This window comes from Sulfitobacter noctilucicola, assembly GCF_000622385.1.
Lineage (GTDB): Bacteria > Pseudomonadota > Alphaproteobacteria > Rhodobacterales > Rhodobacteraceae > Sulfitobacter > Sulfitobacter noctilucicola.
Genome location: NZ_JASD01000008.1, coordinates 1,317,468 through 1,333,197, shown reverse-complemented (window position 1 = coordinate 1,333,197; position 15,730 = coordinate 1,317,468). Strand labels below are relative to the sequence as shown.

Below are 15,730 nucleotides of genomic sequence, written 5' to 3'. Positions count from 1 at the left end.
TACACAAGAGTACGGATATGTAAAGACGTACAAGTATGTACGGCTACTGGAGATAGATATGATTCGCTTTATTAAGCCCCTGGCGCTGCTCAGCCTTCTGCTGGCCGCCGCCCTATTCGGATTTTTCTATGCTTGGGTCTGCTCCACCATGTGGGGCCTTGATGCTGCCGACCCCCGAGTTGCGATTGAGGCAATGCAGGCCATGAACGCTTCGGTGCGAAATGCGGTATTTGCGCCTGCGTTCTTTGGCACTTCCATCGCGCTATTGGTTACAACAATGGTTCTGTTCAAAGACGATCAACACCCAAGCGCATACTGGTTCACAGCCGCGACGCTGCTTGTTGCCTTACTGGGTGTCGCCCTGACGATGGCGGTCAATGTACCCATGAACGAAGCGCTCGCGCTGGTCGCAGTGCCCGAAGACATAGATGCCGCGCAGGCCATCTGGGATGACTATTCACCAAAATGGCAATTATGGAATCAAGTCCGCACCGTTGCGACCGGCGTCGCTGTACTGTGTATCGGGATAGGCATGTTGAACCTTAGACCGCTTGGCTGACTATTCTGCCGCCAGCGGGATCCGCCCCTGCCCGATCAAGGCGACCTCGGCCACGACCTGACGCAGCGCTGCCTGCACCTGCTCAAAATCGCCATTCGGCCGGATCAAGGTCTCGTTCATATAAAGCGACCGGTCGATTTCGACCTGCACGGCATGCTGCGATCTAGCGGGGCGACCATATGCTTGCGTGATGTAGGCTCCGGCGAAGGGCGTGTTCCGTGTTACGACAAACCCCGCGCTGGCAAAGGCTGCCTCGACACGGTCCACCACATCACCGCTGGCGGCAGCACCAAACCGGTCGCCCAAAACGATATCGGGTCGCTTCATACCTGACCGGGCCACACCATCCATCGCCTCATGCGGCATCGAGTGGCAATCGATCAACACGGCCTGTCCATGGCGCTGATGCGCTGCATCCAGCAAGGATTGAAGCTTGCGGTGGTACGGTTTCCAGTAATCATCAATACGGCGTTGCGCTTCTTCGCTGCTTAATTTGCCACGATAGATCGCACGTCCGTTCGCCACCACGCGTGGAATCACACCAAGACCAGAAGCAATGCGCGGATTATGCCCCCGCCGACGCACCCCTTCGATCAATGCGGGATCAAGCTCGTCTACGGCGCGGTTCAGATCGACAAAGGCCCTCGGGGCACCCGCTTTGATGAAAGACGCCCCGAAATGCGGTGCGCATTCGAACAACTGGTCGACAAAAGCATCTTCCGACGACCGGATCGTATGTTCGTCCAACACCGAGGTGCGCAAAAATGTCCACGGATAATCCCGCCCCGAATGAGGCGAGGCAAATACCACACAAGACCGGTTTTGCGCCGGATTTACGACGTCGTAGGCTGACTCGGGCATACATATCCCCCTTGGGGCATATATAGCGCACTTCAGGGGAATGCCAAAAGCCCCTTGATCCCTCTCACGACTCCTTTTATAGCACCCCAACGGCGCGAGTTTTCGCGCCCCATTTTTGTTTGGGGCACGGCAAACGCGTTGAAAAAGTGGGTGATTAGCTCAGCGGTAGAGCACTTCGTTGACATCGAAGGGGTCACTGGTTCGATCCCAGTATCGCCCACCATGAAATTCACTGGCCTTGGGGTTCCAAGGTCGCCCGTAACCCGGCGCTGGTCCTTGTCTGATGATAAGGCGGGGCCACAGATGGAAGGATAAGAACATGAAAGTTCGCAATTCGCTCCGCTCGCTCAAGAACCGGCACCGTGATTGCCGCGTTGTGCGTCGCAAGGGCCGCGTTTACGTGATCAATAAAACGCAGCGCCGGTTCAAAGCCCGTCAGGGTTGATCCCGCGTTCCTTTCGGGCTGAACCTTACCGCCTGATACGTAATGTTTGAAAAGGCTGCCCTCGCGGGGTGGCCTTTTTGCTGTGGTTACACAGGAGTGGAACGGCCGCTATGCGGGACTTTTCAGGCCTTCGGCGTCCGTGCATTGATGTCCGGTCTTGTGAACCGCACAACAAAAGATCATTTTTGAACAGCCGATGCACGGACCGCGTCGAAGTTTAGCCGCCGTCTCTTGCTTGCGTCATGAAATCATCCATGGCGGCATCTCCTATAGAGCGACCTGTTTCGGACATGCTTCCCTTGGCTTGGGCAACAAAATCGCGCATCCGAAGATCATATTCGGGTCGGCCTCCGGTCCCGGTCAAAGCGTCCTCAACGCCTGCAATATACGCGGCAATCACAGAGATTTCAGGTGTGATTTCACCAGAAAGCGCCAGAGCCTCTTCCAATTCCGTCAAAACCATCAAGGCATCACGACCCCGTAATTCGACCAGTTGGTTTATTAGTTCGTCGATACCCAAGATACCCACCCTAAAATGCAGATATCTTATATAGAAATATCGCGGGCCCTGCGTCAACAAGATCGGGGCTGTAGAAGCGGCTCGAAAAAGCGCTCCAAGAACCTTCTCTTTGGGAACAGGCGGAAAGGACCGTGATCGACGCCGCCACATACCCTGTTCCGAAACTAAGGCCTTGTTGAAGGTTTCTGACCGTCTCCTGAAAGCCGACTGTCGCTGCGAGGCACAAATCTTTCAACTTGGGCTCGAAGCTGACATTAGTTGATTACCAACCCAACCTCCCCAACACAAACTCTTGAACCCCTTCCACCCAAACCCTCTGGCCCTTCACACCCGAACAAGGCAAGTTGCCCGCGAAACCATAATTCAAGCGAGGCCACGATGACCGAATACACTCCCCCCAAAGTCTGGACACATGACGCCGAATCCGGTGGCCGCTTTGCTTCCATCAACCGCCCCGTCGCCGGCCCGACCTCGGAAAAAGAGCTGCCCGTGGGCAAACACCCGCTACAGCTTTATTCGCTGGCCACACCCAATGGCGTCAAAGTCACGGTCCTGCTCGAAGAGCTGCTGGCCGCCGGTCACACGGGCGCGGAGTATGACGCATGGATCATCAACATCATGGAAGGCGATCAGTTCACCTCCGGCTTTGTTGGCGCGAACCCCAACTCCAAAATCCCTGCGATGATGGATCATTCCGGCGACAAACCGCAGCGCATCTTCGAATCTGCCTCCATCATGCTGCATCTGGCGGAGAAGTTCGGCGCCTTCATCCCGACCGATCCGGCACAGCGCACCGAAATGATGAGCTGGCTGTTCTGGCAAATGGGCAGTGCCCCTTACCTTGGTGGCGGCTTTGGCCACTTCTATGCCTACGCGCCGCATAAAGACGAATACGCCATCAACCGTTTCACCATGGAAACCAAACGCCAGCTTGACGTGCTGGACCGTCATCTGGCCGACAACGACTACTTCGCCGGTGATTATTCCATCGCGGATATGGCGATCTGGGCGTGGTATGGCCAGCTGGTTCTGGGCCGCCTTTATGACGCGGCCGAATTCCTTGACGTGACATCCTATAAAAATGTGATGCGTTGGGCCAAAGCGATTGATGCGCGCCCCGCCGTTACACGCGGCCGCATGGTCAACCGCGCCTTTGGTGATGATCTGTCGATGCAATTGCACGAACGCCACGATGCGTCGGATTTCGAAACCAAGACACAAGACAAAATTGAAGCCGAAAAAGGCTAACGGCCTTTAATGTAGGGGTACAATACATCTCTGGACGCAGCAGCGTCCGCCCCGCAAAGATAGGGCACGCCTCACTGCAGGCGTGCCTTTATCGTTTCGAGCTGTCGCCATGCTTTCCGCATTTAACCCGCAACCAACTCTTCACGGGCCGACCCTGTCCCTGCGCGCCCTGACGGAAGCGGATCGCGAACCGCTTTTTTCGGCTGCTTCCGACCCTGCAATCTGGGCCGGCCATCCCGCGAAAGACCGTCACATCCGCACTGTCTTTGATCCCTATTTCGATACCTTGCTGGCCAGCAAATCCACCCTTTCCGTGACCCACAAGGGGACGGGCGGCATGATCGGGTGTTCGCGCTATTACACAGCGCCAAATGCGCCGGACAGTATCTCTATCGGGTATACTTTTCTGACCCGTCCCTATTGGGGCGGTGACACCAATCACCAAATGAAAGCGCTGATGCTGGCCCATGCTTTCGAGCACGTAGACCGCGTTTGGCTGCATATAGATCCCACGAACATCCGGTCACAGCGCGCGACAGCCAAGCTGGGTGCAACCCTGACCGAAGAGGGCCCGCTCACATTAGGCGGCAAGCAGGGCATCTGGCAAAGCTGGTGTTTGTCCCGTGCGGATTGGCAAAAAGCAATAAACGCACGCCTGAATTGACGCGCTACTTTCCGCGCCCGACCTGACGGCAAATCAGAATAACGGGCAACAATCCCATCGCTACAATCACCAAGGACGGCACCGCTGCCCCTTCCAGTCGCTCGTCACTGGCAAGTCTGTGCGCCTGCACCGCGAGCGTATCGAAATTGAACGGCCGCATGATCAGTGTCGCAGGCAATTCCTTCATTACATCGACGAATACGATCAACAATGCGGTCAGCAAGCTGGGTGCCAGAATAGGCAGATGCACGCGCCGAAGTGTCCCGATAGGTGTCTGCCCCAGTGACCGCGCCGCTGCATCCATGTTGTCATGCACCATCGCTTGCCCGCCTTCATAGGCACCCAAAGCCGCCGCAAGAAACCGCACCATATAAGCGATCACCAAGAGCCAGATTGACCCGGTCATCAGAAGGCCGGTCGAGATATCGAATGTCTCGCGCATCCATGCATCCAAAGCATTATCAAAGGCCGCAAATGGCACCATCAGGCCCACAGCGATCACGCCACCCGGCACCGCATACCCCAACCGCGCCACATAGCCCGCACTCCATGACAACCGGCCGGGCCGCAAACGCTGGAAAAAACCGATAGCCACCGCAGCTGCGACAGTCACCAAAGCGGCACATCCCGCCAGTGTCAGCGAATTGCGGATGAACCCCAGATACCGCGGGCTGAGCAGGTTCTGTTCTGACCCCATCCCCATAGTAAACAGCGCGACGATCGGCAAAATGGCTCCAAAGACCACTGGTATAGCGCAAGCCACCACGGCTGAGGCCGCCTGCCATCCGCTCAATTCCATAGGGGGCATTGCCTGCGCCTGCCGTGCAGGATCGTGGTACTTTGCCTCGCCTCGCTGTAGCCTCTCTAGCATTGCCAACAGCAGGGCAAAACTTAGCAGACACAAGGCCAACTGCGCAGCCGCAACGCGGTCAACCATAGAGAACCACGCAGTATAGATGCCGCTGGCAAAGGTCTGCACCCCGAAGTAGGCGACCGTCCCGAAATCGGCAATCGTCTCCATCACCGCTAGCAGAACGCCCGCAGCAATCGCTGGCCGTGCCAAGGGCAGGCTCACCTGAAAAAATGCACGCCACGCGCTTTTACCCAGGGCGCGTGCCGCAAGAAAAGTCGTACCACTTTGCTGGAGGAATGCCGCACGGGCCAGAAGATAGACATACGGATAGAGCACAAGCGTCAGCATCAATGCCGCCCCGCCAAGTGATCTGATCTCTGGGAACCAGTAGTCGCGCGGCCCCCAACCGGTCATATTGCGCAGCGTTGTCTGCACGATGCCAGGATGATCCAGCAGCGAGGTATAGGCATAAGCCAGCACGTACGCCGGAAATGCCAACGGCAAAACCAGCGCGATCTCAAACCAGCGCACTCCGGGAAAACGCGTCATCGTCACCAACCACGCTGCCCCGACCCCGATTGCAAATGCACCGACTGAGACCAGCGCCACCAGCGCAAGCGTCGCGCGAATGTAGTCCCCAAGAACAGTATCTATCAAATGGCGGATTGTTTCTGTCCCGCCTCCCAAGGCAGCGATCACCACGGCAATCATCGGCAAGGCACAAATGGCTGCGGCAAAGATTGCAATGCCTGACAGCCCCCGCAGCCCGCTCAGGCCGCGCCGTCGATGTGCTATGGGTGCTGTCCGTGTGGTCATACTTCTATTTCGACCAAATCAGTCAGAATTACCAGAGAGCAATCCGCACGCTGCGGCGCAACGTCACGCGCATGTTGGCTAAGGGATTATTCGGTCACATCGCTCAGCGGGCTTGGGTTTTCTGCCGGTGCCACATCGAGAATATTGAGCGTATCAAAACCGCCGAGAATCGCATCGACAGCAATCGTGGCAAGGATGATCCCCATCACACGCGAAATAACAGAAGCACCCGTATCGCCGATCAACCGGTGCACAAAGTTGGCAACCAGAAGCAGGGCGAGCGTTAGGGCGAGGACAAGAACCAGCAGCGCCGCCGTCGTCGCCTGTTCTGCCAGCGTGTTGGAGCTGTTCTCGGTCAGGATCACAATCGCGAGCATCGCCCCCGGTGAGGCAATAGACGGCATCGCCAACGGAAAGACAGCGCTTGATAGGTGGTCGCGCTCGGCTTCCGCGATTTCTGTCTGAGGTTTCGACTCCCCAAAGATCATTGACAGCGCAAACAAGAACAAAATGACCCCGCCCGCGATCTGGAAAGAGCCAAGCCGCAACCCGAGCGTTTCAAGAATGACCTGCCCGCCGATAAGAAACGCCAAGAGCACGAGCGTCGCAATGGCGACAGCCCGCAAGGCAAAGCGTTTATGCAAATGCGCCGGAACGCTTGCCACCGCAAAAAGATAAACAGGGATGGTGCCCACAGGATCTATCACAACCAAAAGCGTGATGAACTCGCGTGTCAGTGCCACCATATCAATCGAGAGCAATGTCATGGGATCCTTTCGAAACAATGCGAATTGCGAACAGCGGATGGCCGTTCTGCCGAAACGGTCGCTGTCAGGCTTTTCAGCTCTTCGCAAGCCCTTACAGAATGCAGGCGTTCGCCCGCAATCGTGTATCGTGCAAATTCACGTTATCGCGGTGCGATCCAATGCCCCTGCCGCAAAAAGATGCAGCAGTCCTCAGTCGTAGGTGCGTTGGTCTTCGATCACCAAGCCGTCTTTGGGAAGGCTACCGGGCTCAACAACTACCACCTTACCCTTGAGCTTTAGCAGCTCCGCAACCGATTGGGCATAATGATCAGCATCACCGCCCGCGCTTTCGATGTGTACGGTCATGACATCCTGTTCACCTGCACGGCTGGCGACAACACGGGCCTTACTGACTTCGTTATGGTGCGCAACAAGAGCGGCGACTTGTTCTGGACGGACAAACATACCCTTGATCTTGGTCGTTTGATCGGCGCGCCCCATCCAGCCCTTGATGCGGCGGTTGGTGCGCCCGCAAGGTGACGTACCCTGCATGATAGCGGATAGATCGCCTGTTGCAAAACGGATCAGCGGGTAGTCGGGGTTCAGCGTAGTCACCACAACTTCGCCAACCTCACCCTCTGCGACAGGATCACCTGTACCGGGGGTGACGATTTCGACGATGACACCTTCATCAAGGATCATCCCCTCCATCGCGGCACTTTCATAGGCGATATTGCCCACGTCCGCCGTAGCATAGCATTGCAGGCACGAAATACCGCGATCAATATAGTATTGGCGCAAGGACGGGAACAGCGCACCGCCGCCGACAGCGGCTTTGGTGATGCCGAGCGTCACGCCCATCTCGTCCGCTTTTTCGAGAATGACCTTCAGATAGTCAGGCGTGCCAGCATAAGCCGTTGTGCCCACATCGCGCGCAGCAGTCACCTGTAATTCAGTCTGGCCCACACCGGCAGGCAAAACCTTTGCCCCAACCGCGCGCGCACCGCTTTCAAACATATGACCTGCTGGTGTCAGGTGATAGCCGAAACAGTTCTGCACGATATCGTCTGCACCCAGCCCCGCTGCATGCAAGAAACGCCCCATGCGAAACCAGTCATGGCTGGAGCCACCGGGTTCATAGATCGGGCCGGGAGACTGGAAAACATGGGTGATATTCTGCACAGCGATCCCGCCAAACGGTGGCTGTTCCTTTTGCAGATCGGTCAGATCGGATTTGCGCATCACTGGCAGTTTCGCCAGATCGGCCAGCGTATCCAGCTTCACTTCACCGCCCACGCGGCTCAATTGATCGCGCAATGCTGCCAGTTGTGCAGCCTCGCGGGCATCCGCGCTGCGGGTTTCCAGATCATCAAAATGGGTATCGCGCATGGCAAGTCTCTTTTCAGGTCAAAACAATCCGTAAGATGGGGCTTACCCCACCGCCCTTTTCAGGACAGCCAGCGCTTGCGCCGGCGATAGGACCGCACATCCCGAAACGATTTGCGCCCTTCGTCCGACATGCCGAGATAGAATTCTTTGACGTCCTGGTTTTCGCGCAGATCCGCCGCCGGACCGTCCATCACAACGCGACCCGATTCCAGAATGTATCCGTAATGCGCAAACCGCAGGGCCACGTTGGTGTTCTGTTCCGCGAGCAAAAAGGTCACGCCTTCTTTTTCGTTGATTGTCTTCACGATGCTGAAAATCTGTTCGACCAACTGCGGGGCCAGCCCCATGCTCGGCTCATCCAAGAGGATCGTTTCGGGCTTGGACATCAGGGCGCGTCCGACTGCGCACATCTGTTGTTCGCCGCCAGAGGTGTATCCCGCCTGACTTTTGCGCCGCTCACGAAGGCGCGGGAAATAATTGTAAACCATCTCAAGATCAGCAGCGATGGCACCGGAACCGTCAGTGCGGGTATAAGCACCGGTCATCAGGTTTTCTTCAACCGTCAGGTGCTCGAAACAGTGACGGCCTTCCATCACCTGTACGACACCCTTCTTTACTGTCTCCGCCGGATCGGCTTGGGCAATGTCAGCGCCACGGTACTTGATTGTCCCTTTGGTCACTTCGCCCCGTTCAGACGCCAGCAGGCCCGAAATAGCCTTCAGCGTCGTGGTTTTGCCCGCGCCGTTACCGCCCAGCAACGCGGTGATCCCGCCCTTGGGAACGTTCAGGCTCACGCCCTTCAACACAAGGATCACGTGATTATAGATCACCTCGATATTGTTGACCTCCAGCACGTTCTCAACCTGCGTCTGGGCCTGTGTTGCGTCGTCCAGCATGGGCTTCACCCTTTTCAAAATATCTTGATCTCCGGGCGCGGCTGATGCCACGCCCGAAGTAGAGCAAACCGGCTTAGCAGTTGCCTTCGATGTTGTTCTCAGCAGCGTAAGCGCCTGAATCTTCTTCGATCAGCGGGCCGATCACATCCATGTCGGAAGGTGCGAAGTCAGAGACAAGCGACCATGTTTTCGCGGATGCATCCCACTGGGTCATACCAACGAAACCTTCGCCACCGTGGTTGGAACAAGACACGTCAAAGCTCGGACCGAAGTTTGGCAGGCCAAGTGCCGCCATCTTCTCTTCCGTGATCGACAGCGCTTCCATCCCGTCGCGCATCTGCGCTGGTGTGATGTCTGCGACACCGTGGATTTCCTGTGCTGTCTTAACCGCTTCCGCTGCCAGCATCGCAGCATAGAGACCACGGTTATACAAAACCGTTCCGATCTGATCGCCCGCACCGGCGGCATTGCCTGCGTCCACAACATGCGTTTTGATGTCGTCAAAAACAGGGAAGTCGGAACCAACACCGTGGAACGTCAGCGCCTTGTACCCGTTCGCTGCGTCACCCGCTGCAAGAACATCGTTTTCAGAACCGGACCACCAGATACCGATGAAGTTTTCCATCGGGAACCGGATGTTCGCCGCTTCCTGTACCGCAACCTGGTTCATCACGCCCCAGCCGTACATAATTACATAGTCAGGCTTGTCGCGACGGATTTGCAGCCACTGTGATTTCTGCTCCTGACCGGGGTGGTCAACTGGCACTTCCTTGAATTCGAAACCGTGCTTTTCGCTCAGCTCTGTCAGCGTGCGAATAGGCTCCTTGCCGTAGGCAGAGTTGTGATAGACCAGCGCGATTTTCTTGCCGTTCAGATCACCGCCGTTTTCGGCCAGCAAATAGTTGATCGCACCGGAAGCACCGTTCCAGTAGTTTGCAGGATAGTTGAACGTGTGGCTGAACACATCACCATTCGCCGCAGACGTCCGGCCATAGCCCATTGTGTGCATCGGGATGCCATCGGCCGTGGTTTTGGGGATCAACTGGTACGTGATGCCTGTGGACAGCGGTTGATAGACAAGGCTGCCTTCGCCCTTGGTGGACTCGTAACACTCAACACCCTTCTCGGTGTTATAGCCTGTCTCGCATTCGATAACCTTGGTCATCACACCGCCAATGCCGCCGTCACGGGCGTTCAGCATGGTGAAATAATCCGCATAGCCATCCGCAAACGGGATACCACCCGCCGCATAAGGACCCGTCCGGTAGCTGAGCGACGGGAACACAAGATCCGCCATTACGGGGCTTGCGGCCATCATTGCCGCAACTGCGGCTGTACCTAGTTTATATTTCATCGGTGTTTCCTCCCTTGGATTTTATCCGATTTGGTCTCACGGGTTTGCCCCGCCTTCTTCTATTGGCCCCCGCTAGTGCGGGAAGGGCCATAGCCTTAGTTTCTCCTTGGCAACCCGCCAAAGCTGCGCAATTCCGTGCGGTTCTGCGATCAGGAAGATCACGATCAGCCCGCCAACGATCACAAGGTTCAGGTGCGCCACGATATCCGTAGGCCAGCCAAGCCAGTCGACGCCTACAACCTTGAGCGCCACAGGCAGCAGCACAAGAAACGCCGCGCCAGCAAAGGAGCCAAAGATGCTGCCCAGCCCGCCGATGATAATCATAAAGAGCACAAGGAACGATTTCTGGATACCAAAGGCCTCACCGACCTCAACAGCGCCTAGATAGACAGAGAAAAACAGCGCGCCGGAAATGCCCACGAAAAAGGACGACACCGCAAAGGCCGTCAGCTTGGCGCGCAGCGGGTTCACGCCGATGATCTCGGCCGCAATATCCATGTCGCGGATTGCCATCCATTTCCGACCGGACGCGCCGCGCGTCATGTTCCGCGCAATCACCGCACAAACGATCGTAAAGAACAGACAGAACAGATAGGTCGCCCATGGCTCTGTGCTTGGTCCCGTGATCAGCACCCCGAGAATATCCCGCTCGGGCGCGTTGATCTGACCCGAGGCAGAGTAGTTATAAAACCACGCCACACGGTTAAAGAGCCACACAAGGAAGAACTGCGCGGCCAGCGTTGCCACGGCCAGATAGAACCCCTTGATCCGCAAGGACGGCAAGCCAAACAACACGCCGACAATCGCAGTCATGACTCCGCCCATGATTACGCTGAAAAAGATGTTGAACTCGGGCAACCGGAACAGCAGTTCGCCGCCCCACCAGATATCAATACCGGTCATGAACTTGTAACAGGCATATGCACCCACAGCCATAAAGCCGCCCGTTCCCAAAGATACCTGTCCGCAATAACCCACCAGAATATTTAACCCGATCGCCGCAATTGCGTAGATCAGGAAGGGCAGCAGAAGGCTGTTGGCCCAGTAATCGTTGATGACAAAGGGCACCACAACGATGGCGATGAACAAAACCACGTAATAACGATAGCGATCGAATTTGATCGGAAAGGTCTGTTGGTCTTCGGCGTAAGTCGTGCTGAAATCGCCTGCTTCACGGTAAAACATCTAGACCTCCAATGTGGCGGGTTTCACCCAGCCGACAGTTTTTATGGTAGAGTGGGCACCACGCACGCGCCGGATCAAATCAAACACGCTCAATGATCTTCTCCCCGAACAAGCCCTGCGGACGGAACACCAGAAACAAAAGCGCCAACATATAAGCAAACCAATTTTCCGTCGCACCGCCAAGGAATGGCGCACCGATCAGAAACTCGAACAGCTTCTCGCCCACACCGATGATCAAACCACCCACGATCGCGCCCGGAATGGACGTAAATCCACCCAGCATCAGCACCGGCAACGCCTTGAGCGCAATCAGCGACAGCGAGAACTGCACGCCTGATTTTGCGCCCCACATGATCCCCGCAACCAATGCCACGAAGCCAGCCAGCGACCACACCAGCACCCAGATGAAATTCAGCGAAACCCCAACCGACAAAGCCGCCTGATGGTCATCCGCCACGGCGCGCATCGCGCGGCCCTGCTTGGTGTATTGCGCAAACATCACCAACCCGATCACAAGGATCGCAGCCACGATGGACGCCACAATATCAAGGTTGTCGATAAAGAAACCGTATCCCAGTGCCTCGTAGGTCGTACCTTCCAGCCAGACGTTCATTCCCTGCGGCAAGCAAACGCCATCGGCGGCACAAACGTTCAGCGCCTTCAACTCCGACCCCCACATCAGGTCCGCCACTCCTTCAAGGAAATAGGCCAAACCGATAGTCGCCATGAAAAGGATAATCGGTTCCTGGCCGACCAGATGCTTGAAAACAAACTTCTGCACAGCCCACGCAAGGCCGATCATCACGACGACAGTAAACAGGATCGCGATAAACGAATGCACGTGCCAACCAAAGTGATGCACTTCCGTCCCGAATATTGCGTTAATCAAGTGGGCAAATGGCACCTGCCCGTTCTGGATGCCGACCAGCGTCATCGCCGCGAACAGCGCCATGACCCCCTGCGCATAGTTAAAGATGCCGGACGCCTTGTAGATCAAGACAAACCCCAAAGCGACCAGCGCATAAAGCACCCCCGCCATCAGCCCGTTCGCAAAAACCTCAATGGTAAAAGCCAGTTGTTCATTCATTGCTGAACCCTTTCCCCGTTTTGCGCAGCGGCGGTGCAAGGCCGGTGTGAGCCCGGCGCGTTTTGGTAGGCATGTGACGCTTGATAAAACTTAGTCATGAGCGACCCCCAGATAGGCGTCGATGACGTCCTGATTATTGCGCACATCGTCTGGCGTGCCGTCGCCGATTTTCTTGCCGTAATCCATCACGACAACACGGTCGCTGAGGTCCATGACCACGCCCATGTCATGTTCGATCAGCGCAATCGTGGTGCCAAATTCGTCATTCACATCCAAAATAAAGCGGCTCATGTCCTCTTTTTCCTCGACGTTCATCCCCGCCATCGGCTCATCCAAAAGCAGGATCGAAGGTTCCGCTGCCAAGGCGCGGGCCAGCTCCACCCGCTTTTTCAAACCATATGGCAGGCGAGCGACAGGCGTCTTGCGAATTGCCTGAATCTCGAGGAAATCGATAATCTTTTCAGCGACTTCTCGGTTTTCAACCTCTTCCCGCTCGGCGGCACCTTTCCAAAGTGACTGCGCAAACAACCCCGTTTTCATGTGTGTCAAACGGCCCGTCATCACGTTGTCCAGAACGCTCATCCCTTCGAACAAAGCGATGTTCTGAAACGTCCGTGCAATGCCCTGCTGTGCCACCTGAAACGGCTTCATCGCCGGACGGCGCGCGCCCTTGTACCAGACCTCGCCCTCCTGAGGGACGTAGAACCCCGATATCACATTCAACATCGAGGATTTACCGGCACCGTTCGGCCCGATGATCGCGCGGATTTCGCCTTCGCGGATATCGAAAGAGATATCCTTGATCGCCTCAACACCACCAAACCGAAGGGTGATGTTCTTCATCTCCATCACCACCGGACCGATGGTGCGCCCATCTGCGGTAACGTAACTGTCCACAGTATCTTTCATGCGACCCCCAGCTTCACTTGGCCAATATACTCAAGACCGACTTCACAATGTCCGTACCAGTTGCGCTGGCGCGTGGCACTCCGCGGATCTGGTCGGGATGTCGTCGCAGACACGCGGCGCACCATCATTCCGCCGCCATCCGCGCTGCCACAGGCATCACCTTAGCATCGCGCACTTCAAGCGTGGCCTTGATGCTGCCCTTGCGTCCGTCTTCATAGGTGACTTCGGTCTCGGTGCTGACCGATTTGGTCCCGTCATAAAGCGCGGTAATGATGTCGTCGTATTTCTCTTCGATGATCCGGCGGCGTACTTTGCGTGTCCGTGTCAGCTCGCCGTCATCTGCATCCAGTTCCTTGTGCAAAACAACAAACCGGTGGATCTGGCAGCCCGACAACATCTCGTCCTGCGCGACGCTGGCGTTCACTTCTTCCACATGGCTCTGGATCGTGTCCATCACCTGCGGATGCCGTGCCAATTCCTGATAGGACGCATAGCCGATGTTGTTCCGTTCGGCCCAGTTCCCCACGGCAGTCAGATCGATGTTGATAAACGCCGTACATTCTTCGCGCCCGTTGCCAAAGACCACAGCCTCCAGAATGTTGGGGAAAAACTTCAGTTTGTTTTCAACGTACTTCGGCGCAAAAAGCGATCCGTTGGCCATCTGGCCCACGTCCTTTGCTCGGTCGATGATGCGTAGATGGCCCGAACCTTCTTCGATGAACCCCGCATCGCCCGTCGCGACCCAGCCTTCGGCATCCTTGGTATCGGCTGTGCTTTCGGGATTCTTGTAGTACTCCACAAAAACACCCGGTGAGCGGTAGAACACCTCGCCGTTCTCAGCGATTTTCAATTCCACACCGGGACAGGTCACGCCAACTGTATCGCTACGCACCTCGCCATCGGGTTGCGCGGTGATGAAAACAGTCGCTTCGGTTTGGCCGTAAAGCTGCTTTAGGTTGATACCGAGCGAGCGATAGAAATCAAAAATCTCCGGCCCGATTGCCTCACCCGCTGTATAGCCCACGCGCACGCGGCTAAAGCCAAGGGTGTTTTTCAGCGGACCATACACAAAAGCCTCGCCAAGCTTGTACTTGAACCGGTCCCACTGGCTGACTTCTTTGCCATCCAGAATATCCGGCCCCACTTTGCGCGCATGCGCCATGAACGTATCGAAAAGCCGTTTCTTGAACCGGCTGGCGTCTTCCATCCGGATCATCACATTCGTGAGCTGCGTCTCGAACACGCGCGGCGGAGCGAAATAATAGGTCGGCCCGATTTCACGCAGATCGACGTGCATTGTATCAGCGGATTCAGGACAGTTGGTGCAGAAACCCGTCCAAAGCGCCTGCCCCACGGAAAAGATAAAATCGCCAACCCAAGCCATCGGCAGATACGCTAGGATATCATCGGTCTGGCGCAGATCATCAAATTCAGAAGACGATTTGGCCGTCTCGATGATATTGCGGTTCGACAGCACAACCCCTTTGGGCTTGCCCGTCGTGCCGGACGTATAAAGCATCACACCCGTGCTGTCATAATCCAGCTTGGCCTGACGTGCTTCGAGTTCGGGAAGGTGTTTCTCACGCAGTTGACGTCCGAGCTCCTGTACGTTCGCATACTGCTTCATCGCGCCGTGGTCGTATTTACGCAGACCACGCGGATCGAGATAGATCATCTGCTGGAATTCCGGCAGTTGCTCCTGCACCTCAAGGATTTTATCGACCTGTTCCTGATCGCCCACAATGGCGAAACGCGCGCCACAGTGGTTCATGACATAGGCCATCTCTTCGGCGTTTGCGTCTTGGTACAGCGGCACAGGCACCGCACCGCACATCTCAGCGGCCATCATGGCCCAATAGAGATACGGACGGTTGCGACCGATGATGGCAACAAAGTCACCTTCATTGATGTCCATTTCCATCAGGCCCAGCGCCAACGCCTCAACCTCGTCGCGTGTCTGGCTCCATGTCCAGCTTTGCCAGATGCCGTATTCTTTCTCGCGGTACGCGGGTGCGTTCGCGAACTTTGTTGCATTACGATGCAAAAGCGCCGGGACGGATTGCGGTCCGTCGGCGCGCGTCTGTGGCGTGGCCAAAGTCATTCCTCCCTTACCTGTCATTTTGCGACAGGGTCGATCGCGTAGATCGCGATTCTCACATCCCATTAGGATGCTGTCTTCACCCTGAACGTCAACTTTT

Annotated in this window: 15 protein-coding genes and 1 tRNA gene; 5 read left to right on the top strand and 11 right to left on the bottom strand. The window is 56.3% G+C overall.

Annotated features, from left to right (window positions below; genetic code table 11):
- The first annotated feature begins 58 nt into the window (after positions 1–58).
- Positions 59–559: an anthrone oxygenase family protein gene (locus tag Z946_RS0110265; protein WP_025055651.1), complete on the top strand. Its 501-nt coding sequence runs from the start codon at positions 59–61 to the stop codon at positions 557–559.
- Here Z946_RS0110265 and Z946_RS0110260 read toward each other — a convergent pair whose 3' ends face one another.
- Positions 560–1,420, bottom strand: a complete 861-nt coding sequence (locus Z946_RS0110260; RefSeq protein ID WP_025055650.1) for an N-formylglutamate amidohydrolase — start codon at positions 1,418–1,420, stop codon at positions 560–562.
- 148 nt (positions 1,421–1,568) lie between these two features.
- Here Z946_RS0110260 and Z946_RS0110255 point away from each other — a divergent pair.
- A tRNA-Val gene (locus tag Z946_RS0110255) sits at positions 1,569–1,643 on the top strand.
- A gap of 96 nt (positions 1,644–1,739) precedes the next feature.
- Positions 1,740–1,865, top strand: coding sequence for a type B 50S ribosomal protein L36 (ykgO, locus tag Z946_RS0110250; protein WP_005850168.1), 126 nt, complete (start codon positions 1,740–1,742; stop codon positions 1,863–1,865).
- Between the two features lie 217 nt (positions 1,866–2,082).
- On the opposite strand, the gene Z946_RS0110245 is transcribed toward ykgO, so the two are convergent.
- Positions 2,083–2,385, bottom strand: a complete 303-nt coding sequence (locus Z946_RS0110245) for a hypothetical protein (protein WP_152540571.1) — start codon at positions 2,383–2,385, stop codon at positions 2,083–2,085.
- A 378-nt stretch (positions 2,386–2,763) separates the two neighbouring features.
- Here Z946_RS0110245 and yghU point away from each other — a divergent pair, with 378 nt between their 5' ends.
- Both yghU and Z946_RS0110235 read left to right on the top strand, forming a co-directional pair.
- Positions 2,764–3,633, top strand: coding sequence for a glutathione-dependent disulfide-bond oxidoreductase (gene yghU, locus Z946_RS0110240; RefSeq protein WP_025055648.1), 870 nt, complete (start codon positions 2,764–2,766; stop codon positions 3,631–3,633).
- A 109-nt stretch (positions 3,634–3,742) separates the two neighbouring features.
- Complete coding sequence (locus tag Z946_RS0110235; RefSeq protein WP_025055647.1) at positions 3,743–4,297, top strand: GNAT family N-acetyltransferase; 555 nt, start codon at positions 3,743–3,745, stop codon at positions 4,295–4,297.
- Positions 4,298–4,301: 4 nt separating this feature from the next.
- Here Z946_RS0110235 and Z946_RS0110230 read toward each other — a convergent pair whose 3' ends face one another.
- The 9 genes from Z946_RS0110230 to Z946_RS0110190 form a co-directional block, all read right to left on the bottom strand.
- Positions 4,302–5,966, bottom strand: coding sequence for an ABC transporter permease (locus Z946_RS0110230; protein WP_025055646.1), 1,665 nt, complete (start codon positions 5,964–5,966; stop codon positions 4,302–4,304).
- Positions 5,967–6,052: 86 nt separating this feature from the next.
- Positions 6,053–6,733 (bottom strand): MarC family protein, encoded by a 681-nt coding sequence (locus tag Z946_RS0110225; protein ID WP_037969166.1) that lies wholly within the window; start codon positions 6,731–6,733, stop codon positions 6,053–6,055.
- 189 nt (positions 6,734–6,922) lie between these two features.
- A complete protein-coding gene (locus tag Z946_RS0110220) occupies positions 6,923–8,101 on the bottom strand; it encodes a phenylacetate--CoA ligase family protein (protein ID WP_025055644.1) in 1,179 nt (392 codons plus the stop codon).
- A 59-nt stretch (positions 8,102–8,160) separates the two neighbouring features.
- Positions 8,161–8,997 carry an ABC transporter ATP-binding protein gene (locus tag Z946_RS0110215; RefSeq protein ID WP_025055643.1) on the bottom strand — a complete coding sequence of 279 codons (837 nt, stop codon included), beginning with the start codon at positions 8,995–8,997 and terminating at the stop codon, positions 8,161–8,163.
- A gap of 73 nt (positions 8,998–9,070) precedes the next feature.
- On the bottom strand, positions 9,071–10,351 hold the full coding sequence (locus tag Z946_RS0110210; protein WP_025055642.1) for an ABC transporter substrate-binding protein: 1,281 nt from the start codon (positions 10,349–10,351) through the stop codon (positions 9,071–9,073).
- A gap of 72 nt (positions 10,352–10,423) precedes the next feature.
- Positions 10,424–11,536 carry a branched-chain amino acid ABC transporter permease gene (locus Z946_RS0110205; RefSeq protein WP_025055641.1) on the bottom strand — a complete coding sequence of 371 codons (1,113 nt, stop codon included), beginning with the start codon at positions 11,534–11,536 and terminating at the stop codon, positions 10,424–10,426.
- Between the two features lie 79 nt (positions 11,537–11,615).
- Positions 11,616–12,623: a branched-chain amino acid ABC transporter permease gene (locus tag Z946_RS0110200; protein ID WP_025055640.1), complete on the bottom strand. Its 1,008-nt coding sequence runs from the start codon at positions 12,621–12,623 to the stop codon at positions 11,616–11,618.
- A gap of 90 nt (positions 12,624–12,713) precedes the next feature.
- Entirely contained in the window at positions 12,714–13,532 is an 819-nt protein-coding gene (locus Z946_RS0110195; RefSeq protein ID WP_025055639.1) for an ABC transporter ATP-binding protein, read from the bottom strand.
- Between the two features lie 124 nt (positions 13,533–13,656).
- Entirely contained in the window at positions 13,657–15,633 is a 1,977-nt protein-coding gene (locus Z946_RS0110190) for an AMP-binding protein (RefSeq protein WP_081780810.1), read from the bottom strand.
- Positions 15,634–15,730 lie beyond the last annotated feature (97 nt).

What these genes read in the sequence shown, in the direction of transcription:
- Z946_RS0110260 (WP_025055650.1), bottom strand. Translation starts at nt 1,420, where the DNA reads ATGCCCGAGTCAGCCTACGACGTCGTAAATCCGGCGCAAAACCGGTCT.
- Z946_RS0110265 (WP_025055651.1), top strand. Translation starts at nt 59, where the DNA reads ATGATTCGCTTTATTAAGCCCCTGGCGCTGCTCAGCCTTCTGCTGGCC.
- Z946_RS0110225 (WP_037969166.1), bottom strand. Translation starts at nt 6,733, where the DNA reads ATGACATTGCTCTCGATTGATATGGTGGCACTGACACGCGAGTTCATC.
- ykgO (WP_005850168.1), top strand. Translation starts at nt 1,740, where the DNA reads ATGAAAGTTCGCAATTCGCTCCGCTCGCTCAAGAACCGGCACCGTGAT.
- Z946_RS0110230 (WP_025055646.1), bottom strand. Translation starts at nt 5,966, where the DNA reads ATGACCACACGGACAGCACCCATAGCACATCGACGGCGCGGCCTGAGC.
- Z946_RS0110200 (WP_025055640.1), bottom strand. Translation starts at nt 12,623, where the DNA reads ATGAATGAACAACTGGCTTTTACCATTGAGGTTTTTGCGAACGGGCTG.
- Z946_RS0110195 (WP_025055639.1), bottom strand. Translation starts at nt 13,532, where the DNA reads ATGAAAGATACTGTGGACAGTTACGTTACCGCAGATGGGCGCACCATC.
- Z946_RS0110235 (WP_025055647.1), top strand. Translation starts at nt 3,743, where the DNA reads ATGCTTTCCGCATTTAACCCGCAACCAACTCTTCACGGGCCGACCCTG.
- Z946_RS0110210 (WP_025055642.1), bottom strand. Translation starts at nt 10,351, where the DNA reads ATGAAATATAAACTAGGTACAGCCGCAGTTGCGGCAATGATGGCCGCA.
- yghU (WP_025055648.1), top strand. Translation starts at nt 2,764, where the DNA reads ATGACCGAATACACTCCCCCCAAAGTCTGGACACATGACGCCGAATCC.
- Z946_RS0110220 (WP_025055644.1), bottom strand. Translation starts at nt 8,101, where the DNA reads ATGCGCGATACCCATTTTGATGATCTGGAAACCCGCAGCGCGGATGCC.
- Z946_RS0110215 (WP_025055643.1), bottom strand. Translation starts at nt 8,997, where the DNA reads ATGCTGGACGACGCAACACAGGCCCAGACGCAGGTTGAGAACGTGCTG.
- Z946_RS0110205 (WP_025055641.1), bottom strand. Translation starts at nt 11,536, where the DNA reads ATGTTTTACCGTGAAGCAGGCGATTTCAGCACGACTTACGCCGAAGAC.
- Z946_RS0110190 (WP_081780810.1), bottom strand. Translation starts at nt 15,633, where the DNA reads ATGACTTTGGCCACGCCACAGACGCGCGCCGACGGACCGCAATCCGTC.